General features: G+C 52.1%; 11 protein-coding genes and 1 tRNA gene. 10 read left to right on the top strand and 2 right to left on the bottom strand.

The genetic code is table 11. The annotated features are described in order from the left end of the window. Nucleotides 1–2: 2 nt before the first annotated feature. Genes IEW11_RS15330 through IEW11_RS15300 form a run of 8 tightly spaced genes read left to right on the top strand, consistent with a single transcriptional unit; the run spans nt 3 to nt 7,196 of the window. Nucleotides 3–815, top strand: a complete 813-nt coding sequence (locus IEW11_RS15330) for a heme ABC transporter ATP-binding protein (protein WP_188531947.1) — start codon at nt 3–5, stop codon at nt 813–815. Next, on the top strand, nt 815–1,411 hold the full coding sequence (cobU, locus tag IEW11_RS15325) for a bifunctional adenosylcobinamide kinase/adenosylcobinamide-phosphate guanylyltransferase (protein ID WP_188531946.1): 597 nt from the start codon (nt 815–817) through the stop codon (nt 1,409–1,411). The genes IEW11_RS15330 and cobU overlap by 1 nt, the downstream gene beginning before the upstream one ends. Further along, complete coding sequence (gene cbiB / locus IEW11_RS15320; protein ID WP_188531945.1) at nt 1,408–2,391, top strand: adenosylcobinamide-phosphate synthase CbiB; 984 nt, start codon at nt 1,408–1,410, stop codon at nt 2,389–2,391. Before cobU ends, cbiB begins: the two co-directional genes overlap by 4 nt. Continuing rightward, on the top strand, nt 2,370–3,179 hold the full coding sequence (cobS, locus tag IEW11_RS15315) for an adenosylcobinamide-GDP ribazoletransferase (RefSeq protein WP_188531944.1): 810 nt from the start codon (nt 2,370–2,372) through the stop codon (nt 3,177–3,179). The genes cbiB and cobS overlap by 22 nt, the downstream gene beginning before the upstream one ends. Before the next feature lie 25 nt (nt 3,180–3,204). Further along, nucleotides 3,205–4,308, top strand: coding sequence for a threonine-phosphate decarboxylase CobD (gene cobD / locus IEW11_RS24925; protein ID WP_229725325.1), 1,104 nt, complete (start codon nt 3,205–3,207; stop codon nt 4,306–4,308). After that, nucleotides 4,305–5,882, top strand: coding sequence for a cobyric acid synthase (locus IEW11_RS24920; RefSeq protein ID WP_229725322.1), 1,578 nt, complete (start codon nt 4,305–4,307; stop codon nt 5,880–5,882). Before cobD ends, IEW11_RS24920 begins: the two co-directional genes overlap by 4 nt. Before the next feature lie 2 nt (nt 5,883–5,884). Further along, nucleotides 5,885–6,598 carry an adenosylcobinamide amidohydrolase gene (locus tag IEW11_RS15305; protein ID WP_188531943.1) on the top strand — a complete coding sequence of 238 codons (714 nt, stop codon included), beginning with the start codon at nt 5,885–5,887 and terminating at the stop codon, nt 6,596–6,598. Then, a complete protein-coding gene (locus IEW11_RS15300) occupies nt 6,588–7,196 on the top strand; it encodes a histidine phosphatase family protein (RefSeq protein WP_188531942.1) in 609 nt (202 codons plus the stop codon). Before IEW11_RS15305 ends, IEW11_RS15300 begins: the two co-directional genes overlap by 11 nt. Nucleotides 7,197–7,214: 18 nt before the next feature. On the opposite strand, the gene gluQRS is transcribed toward IEW11_RS15300, so the two are convergent. Together gluQRS and IEW11_RS15290 are read right to left on the bottom strand one after the other, a co-directional pair. After that, on the bottom strand, nt 7,215–8,180 hold the full coding sequence (gene gluQRS / locus IEW11_RS15295) for a tRNA glutamyl-Q(34) synthetase GluQRS (RefSeq protein ID WP_188531941.1): 966 nt from the start codon (nt 8,178–8,180) through the stop codon (nt 7,215–7,217). A gap of 81 nt (nt 8,181–8,261) precedes the next feature. After that, nucleotides 8,262–8,338, bottom strand: a tRNA-Asp gene (locus IEW11_RS15290). 264 nt (nt 8,339–8,602) lie between these two features. On the opposite strand from IEW11_RS15290, the gene IEW11_RS15285 reads away from it, so the two are divergent. Together IEW11_RS15285 and hrpB are read left to right on the top strand one after the other, a co-directional pair. After that, on the top strand, nt 8,603–10,510 hold the full coding sequence (locus tag IEW11_RS15285; RefSeq protein ID WP_188531940.1) for an MHYT domain-containing protein: 1,908 nt from the start codon (nt 8,603–8,605) through the stop codon (nt 10,508–10,510). Further along, entirely contained in the window at nt 10,491–12,986 is a 2,496-nt protein-coding gene (gene hrpB / locus IEW11_RS15280) for an ATP-dependent helicase HrpB (RefSeq protein WP_188531939.1), read from the top strand. The genes IEW11_RS15285 and hrpB overlap by 20 nt, the downstream gene beginning before the upstream one ends.

Below are 12,986 nucleotides of genomic sequence, written 5' to 3'. Positions count from 1 at the left end.
AATTGATTCACGTAAAGCAGCTTGTCAAAAAAGCGGGGGAGCAGCGAATTTTGGACGGTGTGAGCTTCTCCCTGGAAGAAGGGCAAATGGTTGGCATTATCGGGCCCAACGGCGCAGGCAAGTCTACGCTGCTTAGCATATTGTCGGGCGTGGAGCCGTTTCAAGCCGGCGAAGTCCGATTGCGGGACAAAAAGGTTGATGAATACAACCGGAAATCGCTTGCCAGATGGCTGGCTGTACTGCGGCAGGAAGGGCTGCCGAGCACTTCTTTCTCCGTTAGAGAAGTTGTGGCGATGGCACGCTTTCCTTACCAGAATTGGCTCGGGGATGAAGAGGCCAATTCGGAAGCGATTATTGATCATGCTCTGGAAATGATGGGGCTGTCGTCTTTTGCGGAGCGCAGAATGGATCAGCTCAGTGGCGGTGAACGGCAAAGAGTTGCACTTGCAAAAGTAATGGCACAGCAGCCGCAGTTGATCTTCCTGGATGAGCCGACCACTTATCTTGATATCGGATTTCAGGTGCAGCTGCTGGATTCGGTCCGCGAATGGCAGCAAAGCAACGGCCTTACTGTGGTGGCGGTTTTGCATGACTTAAACTTGGCTGCGCAGTATTGCGACCGTTTGGTGGTTCTTCACGAAGGCAAGGTTGCCGGACTTGGCACGCCGCTTGAAGTATTGACTGCGGAGAACATTCGCAAGGTGTACGGTACCGAGGCAATCGTTATGAAGCATCCGGTAATCGGCTGTCCACAGGTGCTGCTGCAGCCTCAGCGGATGCACGCGTCGAAGCAAAAGATGGAGGGCGGTTCGTAATGGCGGTTCTTATAACGGGCGGCGCGCGAAGCGGCAAGAGCGCGTTTGCCGAGAAGTATGCGATGCGGTGTGCAGGTAGAGGCATCTATCTGGCTACTCTGCAGCCCTACGATGAGGAGATGCGGCAGCGGATCGGGAAGCATCGGCAGGAGCGGGAAATGTCGGGCTTTGCGTGGGAGACGGAGGAAACGCCTTTCGAATTGGTCTCCAAGCTGAAAACAATCGAACAGGAGGCAGCAGAGATACAAGAGCGGCCTGCTGTGCTGGTTGATTGCCTAACTTTATGGCTGACGAATTGGATGCTGCGGATCGGCTCCGAGAGTACGAAGTGGAATGAGCAGCATGAAGCGGCATTAGAGGAACAGATGACCCGGCTTGTGAATATCGCAGTTGAGTACCCTTTGCCGCTTTTATTCGTTACCAATGAGGTAGGCAGCGGCATTGTTCCCGAATATCCGCTTGGCCGTCGTTTTCGGGATGCGGCAGGCCGTTTGAACCGCAGGATGGCGGAGATCTCAAGCAGCGTGTTTTTAGTAACAGCAGGCATTCCGGTCGAATTGAAATCGATCTCTTTCAGGTGGGATGAAGATCAATGATTTTTTATTCTTTACAGGAGATTCTGTTGATGATCAGCGCTGCGCTGCTGTTCGATTGGCTGATTGGCGATCCGAAGCGGCCGGTTCATCCGGTCATCCGAATTGGACAGCTGATCAAGCTGCTGGAGCAGAAGCTTTATTATTCCGCGGCGATGGGTTCAGGCAGCAAAGCCCGCTTTCGTGGAGGGATGCTTACGCTCATCACCATTACCTTGTCCTTTGCTGCGATGTGGTTAACGATCTCCTTGGCGGATGTTATCCATCCTTGGCTTGGTTATGCCTTGAATACGTGGTTTATTTCCACTACGATTGCGGTCAAAGGCTTAAAGGACGCGGCGATGCTTGTGTACAGGCCTCTCATCGAAGGGCGTATGGATGAAGCGAGGATGTTCACGGGTTATATTGTCGGCAGGGATACGGATCGCCTGGATGCCTCCGAGGCTTCGCGGGCAACGGTGGAGACGGTTGCGGAAAATACGGTGGATGCAGTCGTATCACCGCTTTTCTATGCATTTCTTGGCGGTGCGCCGCTTGCCATGTTCTATCGGGCAGCCAATACGCTGGATTCGATGGTTGGTTATAAGAACGAGAAATATGCTGACTTTGGCTTTGCATCCGCCCGCTGGGACGATATCATGAACTATTTGCCCGCACGTTTGACCGGTTTACTGCTTCTCATATGTGCACTTCCTATGAGAGGCCTATCCTCATTAAGAGGGTGGAGATCCATGGTGCGATTCGCCAGGCTGCATCCGAGCCCAAACAGCGGTATTCCGGAGGCGGCGGTAGCAGGAGCGCTCGGCGTTGAACTGGGGGGATTGAATTATTACTTCGGAAGGCCCAGTGAAAGAGCACGGATGGGATGGCCGGTGAGGCGCCTTGAAGCTCATGATATCATCCGAACGGTACGTTTACTGTATGGCGTCAGTATTTTAATATTTGCGGGGGGATTGCTCGGATGGTGTCTCATTACCTTTTAAGATGGGTGCAGGCTTTTATAACGGCTTTGCAGTTTCTTACCCGGTTACCGATTCCATTACATATTGCGTTTACGAATGAAACGACCAGGCGGAGTGTCGTTTTTTTTCCATTTGCAGGATTGCTTATCGGGCTGTTAGTCACATCGTCCGGAGCAGTCTTGCAACATCTTCTGCCTGCTTTGCCGGCAGCTGTAATGATGCTGGCTGTATGGGTCGCTCTAAGCGGTGGATTGCATCTGGACGGCTGGATGGATACCGCAGATGGCGTCCTCAGCCACCGTTCGCGCGAGCGGATGCTTGAGATCATGAAGGACAGCAGGGTCGGCGCTATGGGTGTCATCGCAGGTGTGCTGTTATTACTGCTGAAATTTGCGCTACTGTCCGCTCAGCTCGAGCAGCAGCTATCCTGGATCGTGATGGGGCATCTGATAGCCATCCCGGTGTGGAGCCGTTTGGCGATGGCGATGGCAATGGTCGGCTGGAGGATGGCACGGGGCAGCGAAGGGATGGCCGGTTTGTTTGGCGGGGTTGGCACAAGGCACCTTATGGGCTCATGTGCGGTTACTTTGACCGCTATTTTGACGGTATATTTGCTCATGGGCATGTCGCCGGGTGCGGCGATGTTTTATCTGGTGGCCGCTTTCATTATCACCATCATTGCAAGCTGGGGCATGGGATGGTGGTTAAACCGTAAGCTTGGTGGATTAACAGGCGATACGTACGGAGCAATTAACGAAGCTGTTGAAGTTGTTTTGTTGATTGCGCTGGCCATTTGGATGCACCTATAAATTATGGATAGCGAGGAGGATTAGAATGCTCGAACGATATGGACATGGTGGTGACTTAAGGACGGCTGCCGAGGCATTCGGCCGATCGGAGGACGGGTTTATCGATTTTAGCTCGAATATGAATCCATTCGGACCGCCGGACATCGTAAGAACGATCCTGCGGGAGTATGCGGATCGTATTCATACGTATCCGGATCCTGCAGTTCGTGAGCTGAGGCAAGCATTGGCAGCCCGGCACGGCATAGATGAGAGCTGTATTCTTGTTGGCAACGGGGCGGCAGAGTTAATTGATTTGGTTGTGCGCTATATAAAACCGTCACGGGTCGGATTAACAGTTCCTTGCTTTTCCGAATATGGAGAGGCGGCAGCCAAAGCAGATGCGGAGATCGTAACGCTGCAGCTCGACAGCGGAGCTTCGTTTGAACTTGCTTCAAAGCAAATACGCGGTATGAAAAAACAGCCTGACTTGTGGTTTCTCGGATCGCCGAACAATCCGACCGGCAGGCGAATCGCACCTGGGATTATTGTTGAAGGGATGAAAAACGGCCATTCGTTTGTCGTCGATGAAGCGTTTTTGGATTTTGTGCAAGGTAGTGAGCGCTTCAGCCTCATTCGCGATGCGGTGATGTCCGATCGGCTTTTTGTCGTTCGCTCGCTGACGAAATTTTACGCGATCCCAGGAATCCGGCTTGGTTATATTGTAGGGAAAGCTGACCGGATCGCTGCTCTGCGGGAGCTTCAGGTTCCCTGGAGCGTCAATTCTCTGGCCCAGCTTATCGGCTGTGCAGTTTTGCAGGACAAAGCGTACGAAGCGCGCACATTGTCTTGGCTGGCAGGGGAGCGCCCTTGGTTTATAGAGCGGCTTCGTTCCCTTGGCCTCAGGGTGAACGAAAGCGACACGAATTATTTGTTGGCGGGGCTGCCCGCCGAATCGATATGGCAAGCCTCAACCCTGCAGCAGGAGCTTGGTAAACAGGGCATTCTCATCCGCGATGCTTCATTGTTTGAAGGATTGGACCATTCATGGTTCCGGATTGCGATCCGCCTGCGTGAACAGAACGAGCAGCTGCTCTCCGTGCTTAAATCGGTGCTTGCCATGCCGGCAGCAGAAGCGGAGGCGATCGGATGAGTAGGCAGCAAAAGCTCGCAAGCACTATTATGATTCAAGGAACGGCCTCGGACGTGGGCAAAAGTCTGCTCACGACGGCGCTCTGCCGTATTTTTGTGCAGGATGGATTGAATACAGCCCCGTTCAAATCGCAGAACATGTCGCTGAATTCTTATGTGACTTGGGACGGCAAAGAGATCGGCCGTGCCCAGGGTATGCAGGCGGATGCCTGCGGCATTTTGGCAACGACGGACATGAATCCGATTCTGCTGAAGCCGAAGAAGGATATGGTCTCGCAGGTTGTCGTTCACGGCCGTCCGCTTCGGGATTACAATGCCCGCGCTTACCGGGAGGAGTACTTAATTGTGGCTGAAGGCATCGTTAAAGATGCGCTGAACCGGCTGCGCTGCGAATATGATCTTGTCGTGCTGGAGGGTGCGGGGAGCCCGGTGGAGATCAATCTAAAAGACAGGGATATCGTTAATATGAGAATGGCTGCATGGGCGGATGCACCGGTCATTCTTGCGGCAGATATCGATCGAGGCGGCGTGTTTGCTTCGATCGTCGGTACGTTGGAGCTGCTTGAGCCCCATGAACGGGATCGGGTGGCCGGCTTTGTCATCAACAAGTTCCGCGGCGATGTTTCGCTGCTGCAGCCTGGCTTGGATTGGCTGGAGCAGCGCACCGGAAAGCCGGTGTTAGGCGTGGTGCCGTATTTGCCGGAGCTTGGCCTTGAGGCTGAGGATTCATTGTCGTTAGAAGAGTCACACCGCCAAACATCGGAGATGCGAGACCCGTCCGGCAGCAATCTAGATGTGGCGGTGATCCGGCTTCCGCGCATCTCGAATTTTACTGATTTTGATCCGCTGCTGCAGGAGACGGATGTCCGGTTGCGTTATATTACCGGCGCCGATTCATTCGGTGATCCGGATCTTGTCATTATTCCAGGCAGCAAGAACACGATGGATGACCTGCTCTTTTTGAAATCATCCGGTCTGGCGGATTTGCTGCTGCGGCATGCAGGTGCCGGTAAATACGTGATAGGTATTTGTGCCGGTTACGAGATGCTCGGACAACGTTTATTGGATCCCGAGCGTACCGAGTCGGATGTAGATGAGCTGGAAGGGCTGGGGCTGCTTCCATTTGAAATCAGCTTTGCTTCGGCTAAACGGACCGTCCGTGTCTCGGGGCAAGGCTCACTGCCCGGGATGGAAGGCTCGTATCCGATCGAAGGGTATGAGATTCATACGGGGAAAGTACGCTGGACAGGAGAAACGGTTCATCCCTTTGTGCTGAGTGAAGCCGCCGATACAGCCGCTTCAGAGAGCAGTTGCCAATTCAGGGAAGGCGCTGCGATGCCAAACGGCAAAGTATGGGGAAGCTTTGTTCATGGGGTGCTGCATAATGATGGATTCCGCCGTGCGCTGCTGAACCGAATCCGCAGCGAAAAAGAGTGGCCGCCATTAGAAGCGGGAATTGCATTTAAAGAACGGCGTGAAGCGGCCTTCGATCGTCTAGCGGCCCATGTTCGGGCGCATGTTGATATCGAGAGGATCTATTCCTTACTCGAAACAACATTCAGGAAAGGGGAGTAGAGATGGTACAGCCTTTTCGCAGTGGACAAGACTACTGCTCATCTGTATGGCCGGGCTTGATGATATCGTATCGCGATGACCACCTTCTGGTAAAAGGAACAGGGCAGCTGGAATGCATAAGCAGTGCGGTGTACAACGGCGGCTTGCGGATGGCGGATCATTGGGTGAACTGGCGGGTGCCGCTAAGCTATCAATGCTCAGATCCTGTATCCGATGTGCTCGAACAGTTGGGGCATTGGGAATATCCGGCTGATACAACGATCGGATTGATCACGGCGGCCAAGCTTACTCATGCGGCGATCGCGGAACAGCACGGGGATCATTTCCGGATCGTCTGCTGCTCAACTTCCGGCACTCGCAACGCTGCCCGTGCAGGCTTGGCAAGGCCGGTGTTCTCTGCCTATCCGGCGGTGGGAACGATTAATACGATGGTATTTGTAGACGGAAGGATGTCACACTCCGCCATGGTCAATGCCTTAATTACAGCTGCTGAAGCAAAGGCAGCAGCCCTGTCCGATCTGGGTATTCAGGACTTGGTTACCGGCAGCATCGCTACAGGAACGACGACCGATGCGCTGATGATCGGTGTCAGCCAGAGTGAAAACTTTCAAGAGATCCACCGTTATGCCGGAGCGGCCACAACGATCGGCAACATCATAGGCAAGGTTGTCTACGACAGTGTATACATGGCGACGGTGACGCAGCATGAGAGTTGAATCGGGCCCGGCAGAAGCTTCAGTCTACTTGCTTCGCCATGGGAAAACAGCTTGGAACAAGGAGCGCCGTTATATCGGCCATACGGATCAACCCTTGGATATAGACGAGCTGCCGCTGCTGGAGGACGCAAAGGATCAACTGCGAGGTGCAGCCTTCACTGCGGTTTATTGCAGTGATTTAATCCGGGCGAAGCAAACGCTGCTGGAGGTGCGTGCGGATTGGATCGGGCATGCGGTATTTGACGACAGGCTGCGCGAGCTTCACTTTGGCAGCTGGGAAGGAAAGACCTATGAGGACTTAAGCCCGGATCCGCAATACAGCCAATGGCTGATTGATCAGGCCCGGCATGCTCCGCCTGGCGGGGAAACAACCGATGCGCTGCACGGGCGCATCATCCGCTTTGCGGCCGATGTTATTGACCCGCTACGCTGCGGCCTAGGTGTAAAAAACGATATTTTGATTGTCTCTCATGGAGGACCCGTCCGTATGCTGCTTACGTATCTACTGCCAGAGCTGTCCTTTTGGGATCTGGATGTACCGTGCGGCAGCTTGTACAAGGTCGGTCTGGGAAGTGGCACATGGACTCGGTTGGCATAAGGCCGCAGCGGTTAATGTTCATTTGTGGAGGCGCTGAAGCATGGAAACATCAAGCTTAATCGCCTGTTTAGGCAATTTGTTTAGATCGAAATAAGGGATCAGCTCACGGGCCGATATCGGCTCGGGGCGGTCATGCAGGTTGCATAAAAACGCCAATAAGCCTATGATCGGTTCGGGATGACGGACGGCTTCCCGTATCGCAGCAATGGAGAAGTCGCCCTGCCGCTTGGCTAGCCGCTTGCCATCCGAACCGTGAAGCAGCGGCACATGCGCGAATCTTGGCGGTTCATAGCCTAGCGCCTCGTAAAGCTGGAGCTGCCGCGGCATCGAGTCGAGCAGATCTGAGCCCCGCAATACATCTGTAATGCCCATCAGTGCATCGTCAACGACTACTGCAAGCTGATAGCTGTTGATGCCATCCGCACGTTTTATAACAAAATCCCCGCCTGAGCCTGGAGAAAATGATTGTTCACCAGCGGCCAGATCGATGTAACGAACGGCCTCTTCCCGCATTTGAAAACGCTGGGATGGAGTCTTGTAGGCCGATTTGGCAGCACGCTGCTTATCGGAAAGAAGACGGCAAGTTCCCGGGTATAACGGCCCTTCTGAAGATAACCCGTGAGGCGCACTTGCAATCGCCCTTAATTCGGCACGGCTGCAGAAACAAGAATAAAGCTTGCCGCCAACACTTAAACGCCGCAGCGCAAGCTCATAAATCTCCAGTCTCTCGGATTGAGTGTAGGGACCGCAGGGCCCGCCAATATCAGGACCCTCATCCCAATCGATCCCAAGCCATCTCAGATCGTTCATGATGAGCCCGGCCAACTCTTTTCTCGAGCGTGTCGTGTCGATATCTTCTATTCGCAGTATAAATTGGCCTCCGGCTTGGCGAATCTGCAGCCAGGCCAGAAGAGCCGTATATCCATTGCCGATATGTAACTCGCCGGAAGGCGTTGGCGCAAAGCGGCCTCTCAAACGGCTCATCCCTATCACCCCGTACAAAAAACGAGCCAAGGATACGGTGATCCCTTGCTCGTTATATTGAAGTGTTATGTAAGTGAAAAATGGCGGAGCTGACGGGATTCGAACCCGCGGTCTCCTGCGTGACAGGCAGGCATGTTAGGCCTCTACACCACAGCTCCATGAGTAATACAATGGAAATGATAACATGAACAGCCCGGCAGAGGCAAGCCCTGAATCCGATTTAATGATAGGCGTTGATGGTTTAAGAATGGCTTAAGATTATCTTAAAGATTGTAAATTCGTCTCCAAACAGCGGACAAAGCCGATATCTTTCATGTATAATCGATTTAAAATAAACAAAAAAACCGTTTGATAATATCATAACAAGGTTAATATAGAGTGAGATATGCATTCTATCACTTTTTTTGTCAAGGAGAAGAAAGATGCATCATAGTATCGGCCATTTTAGCGGGTTCATTGTCTTTTTCTCGATATTGGTTTCTATAGTTGCCGCTTATACAGCAATCGACTTAATTGACCGGATTCTGGTGTCAGGCACCAGATCAATCAAATGGATGCTTCTGGCTTCCACCGTGCTTGGAATCGGCATTTGGTCCATGCATTTTATCGGCATGCTTGCTTTTCATACGGATTTTCCGATTTCATACCATTTACCTACGATGCTCTTGTCTGTTATACTCCCAATCTCTGCGGCGATGGTAGCCTTGTTCTTAATCACAAGAAATTCTGTAAAGAGAATGTATTGGCTGCTGGGTGGATTATTAGTCGGGTTAGGGATTGTAAGCATGCATTATACCGGGATGGCATCCATGCGGATGCCAGCGGATTTGACGCATGATGTTTATCTTGTGGCGATTTCTGTTGTCATCGCGTTTGTGACATCATTGTTGTCGTTACACTTCTCGTTCATGCGTCGGGAACGATTGTCCGAGCCAGCTGCCATGAAGAGCAAGATCATCGGGGCGGTTTGTTTAGGGGCCGCTATCGCCGGCATGCATTATACAGCCATGCTGGCTGCACATTTCACCCCTTTTACGGATAGCGCTTATGTTGGAAATGATACGGCGATCGATCGTTCGACGCTTGCCGTGATTGTCGGAATCACAGTCTTGTTCATTTTATCGCTTGTGCTTTTCGGTTTGTTTATCGATCGGAAAAATATGATGCGGCTGGCACGGTATAATGAGAAGAGATATATGATGTTATTTGAGCACAGTCCGGATCTGGTTGTATGCTTTGATCCTAAAACCAATCATTTTGTCAGTGCGAATCCTTCATCGGAGCGAATCACAGGTTATTCCGCAGATGAATTTATAAATATGAAACGCGGTAGTCTATTATATGACCAGAATGAACTGGAAAAGCTGATCACGAGCTACGAAGAGGTGAAAAAAGGGAACCCGCAAAAAACGGATTTTTCCATTCGCCACCGCAACGGAAGCAAGATTATTTTGAGCACGACCATGTTCCCCTTATTTCTCGAAGAACATCAGTATATCTATATCATCTGTAAGGACATCACCTCGCAAAAAGAAGCGGAATTGGCGTTAATACAGGCTAAAGAAGAAGCGGAAAGCGCTGCAAAGGTAAAAAGTGAGTTCCTCTCTGTCATGAGCCATGAAATTCGAACGCCTTTAAATGGAATCATAGGCATTAATGAGCTGGTTCTGGAGACTGAGCTTGATGACAGCCAAAGGGAGCTGCTCGAGCTGCAGGGAAAAAGCGCAGAAGCATTATTGCGGATTATCAATGCTATACTCGATTTTTCACGCATTGAAACCGGGAAAATCTCACTTAACGAGGAAGTATTCAAGCTTGAATATGTTCTCGAGGAGTGTTTAGAACTATTCGAACAGCCTGCAATGGAAAAAGGGCTTATCCTGGAATCCAGTGTAGCTATGGATATTCCAGCTTGGTTAATCGGCGATCCTGTCCGTTTAAGACAAATATTAATTAATCTCATTGACAATGCGGTGAAATTTACGCCATCCGGTTCAGTCAAGCTTGAAGTGCTGCTGGATGCAGAAGGTAGAGACGATGTGAATCGCATTCAGCTTGAGTTTGTCGTATCCGACACTGGGATCGGGATTGCTCCTGAGATGCGGAATCGGATTTTTGAGCCTTTTTCCCAGCTTGACTCTTCGACCAATCGGAGTTTTGAAGGAACCGGACTCGGCCTTGCAATATGCAAAAAACTGACAGAACTGATGCAGGGAGAGATCGTATTGAAGCAGGATAGAGAGGTTGGGGCATCAGTTGCGTTTAAGGTGCCTTTTAAAGTAGAACATCGTTCTGAGGAGGCATCGTTATATGTCGGAACTTCCGATTGATAAGGTCGTTCCTTCATTAAAATCAACGTTAAGTGTTCGAAATTCAGCTGTGCTGGTCGCAGCTCCGGGTGCCGGAAAAACGACAAGGGTGCCCCTGGCATTGTTGAATGAACCTTGGCTTAATGGAAAGAAGATCGTTATGCTGGAGCCGCGCCGCTTGGCTGCGCGGGCTGCAGCACATTATATGTCATCCGCACTGGGTGAACCAACTGGCGCAACGGTGGGCTACCGTGTGCGTATGGATACCAAGGTTGGCCCGAATACTAGAATCGAGGTCGTCACAGAAGGCGTGCTGACCAGGATGCTGCAGGTAGATCAGGCGCTCGAGGGTGTCGGCTTAATTATCTTTGATGAATTTCATGAGCGGAGCCTGCATGCTGATCTTGGCCTGGCCCTTAGTCTTCAAACGCAGCAGTTGCTGAGGGATGAACTGCGGCTGCTTGTTATGTCTGCCACATTGGAAACGGATAAGGTTGCCAAGCTGTTAAATGACGCGCCGGTCATTCGCAGCGAAGGCCGGGTTTTTCCGGTGCAAACGCTCTTTACCCAGCAGCAGATCGAAGAGAAAATAGAGACGGCAGTTGCTCGGACGATCTTCAGGGCTTTATCAGAACAAAAGGAAGGCGATCTGCTCGTCTTTTTGCCTGGTGCCGGAGAAATCAACAGAGTGCGAAGACTTCTGGAGGAACAAAACCTGTCCCGGACGATTGCCATCACTCCGCTGCATGGCAATTTGTCGCTTGAAGCGCAGGATGCGGCAATCAAGCGTAGTGCTGATGGCAAACGCAAGATTGTGCTCAGCACCTCCATTGCGGAATCAAGCTTGACGGTGGAAGGCGTCCATATTGTGATTGACAGCGGCCGGATGCGGGTACCCCGGTTTTCACCGCGCACCGGCATGACTCGCCTTGAGACGGTTGCCGTATCCAGAGCATCGGCTGATCAGCGGCGGGGACGTGCGGGAAGGCTTGGACCCGGTGTTTGCTACCGCCTGTGGACAGAGGAAGAGGATCGGATGCTTGAAGAGAGCGGCGTACCGGAAATTCGCGAAGCGGATTTGGCGCCGTTCGTATTGGAATTGGCCAGCTGGGGAGTTACGGAGCCTGATGAACTGTTATGGCTTGATCCGCCGCCGGAAGCAGCCTATCAACAAGCAGTACAGCTGCTGCAGCAATTAGGTGCGATAGATCAAACAGGAAAGCCGACAGAGCATGGCCGCCGGTTGGCTTCTGCAGGAGGACATCCCAGGCTGTCCCATATGATTGTCCGCGCTGCAAAGTTAGGATTAGGACCGGAAGCTTGCATGCTTGCGGCATTGCTGGGAGAACGGGATTTGCTGCGAATGTCAGGAGGAAGAGCAGAAGTCGACATGCGTCTCAGAATGGAGGCGCTTGCTGGAGTGGAGCTCCCTGGTTATACGGTTGATCATGCCCTCCGGAGGCGGATCCTGGCTGAAGCGCAGCAGTGGCAGCAGTCCTTTGATATCCCGAGAAGCGGGGAGCGGATAAGGCATTTCGATAAATGCGGACTGCTGCTTGCCTTCGCTTATCCTGACCGGATTGCAAAAGGAAGATCCGGCGGCAGGTTTTTGCTTCGAAACGGAAGGGGGGCTGTTATCACAGATCTTCAAGTCCTGTCTAATTCGCCTTACCTTGCTGCCGCGGAGCTTGATGATATTGGCGCGGATAGCCGGATACAGCTTGCCGCGCCGATTGAGCTGCCCGATATGGAGTTTTATTTTAAGGAAGAGCTGATTACGGAATCCTCTGTGGCTTGGGATCGGGAGCTGCGGACGGTGAAAGCGAAAGAGCAAGTCAGGCTCGGTGCGCTTGTCATAAAAGAAAGGCAGCAATCCGCCCCTGATGCAGAGGCTGTTGCTGCCGCTCTAACGGATGCCGTACGCCAAGAAGGCTTGGACTTGCTGCCATGGACTAAGCAGGCGCGGCAGTATCAGCAGAGGAACCGCTTTATGCAAGAGATTGATCCCGCTTGGCCTTCGATGGATGAGGAGAATTTGCTGGAAACATTGGATGAATGGCTTCTGCCTCACTTAGTCGGAATGCGAAGCGGCAATGATCTGCAGCGGCTTCAAGTAAAAGCAGTGTTGGAATTAATGTTGTCTTGGCAGCAGCAGCGTATATTGGAAGATGCGGCGCCGACCTATATTACCGTGCCAAGCGGGTCGCGGATTCCGGTTGATTACACGGATAGCAGTGCGCCGGCAATCGCTGTTCGGCTTCAAGAGGTATTCGGTCTGCTGCGTACGCCTAGCATCGGAAATGGAAAAATCCCGGTCATCCTGCATTTGTTATCTCCGGCGCAGCGCCCGGTGCAGGTGACTCGGGATTTGGAAAGTTTCTGGAGCACGACATATTTCGAGGTCAAAAAGGATTTGAAGGGACGTTATCCTAAACATTATTGGCCTGAAGATCCGTTGGTCGCCATGCCGACAAGCCGGGTTCGTCCCCGTACCTAG

This window comes from Paenibacillus abyssi (genome assembly GCF_014640295.1).
In the GTDB taxonomy this organism is placed as follows: domain Bacteria; phylum Bacillota; class Bacilli; order Paenibacillales; family Paenibacillaceae; genus Paenibacillus_D; species Paenibacillus_D abyssi.
The sequence above is the reverse complement of the archived record's forward strand: the minus strand, read 5'-3'. Positions and strand labels throughout refer to the sequence as shown.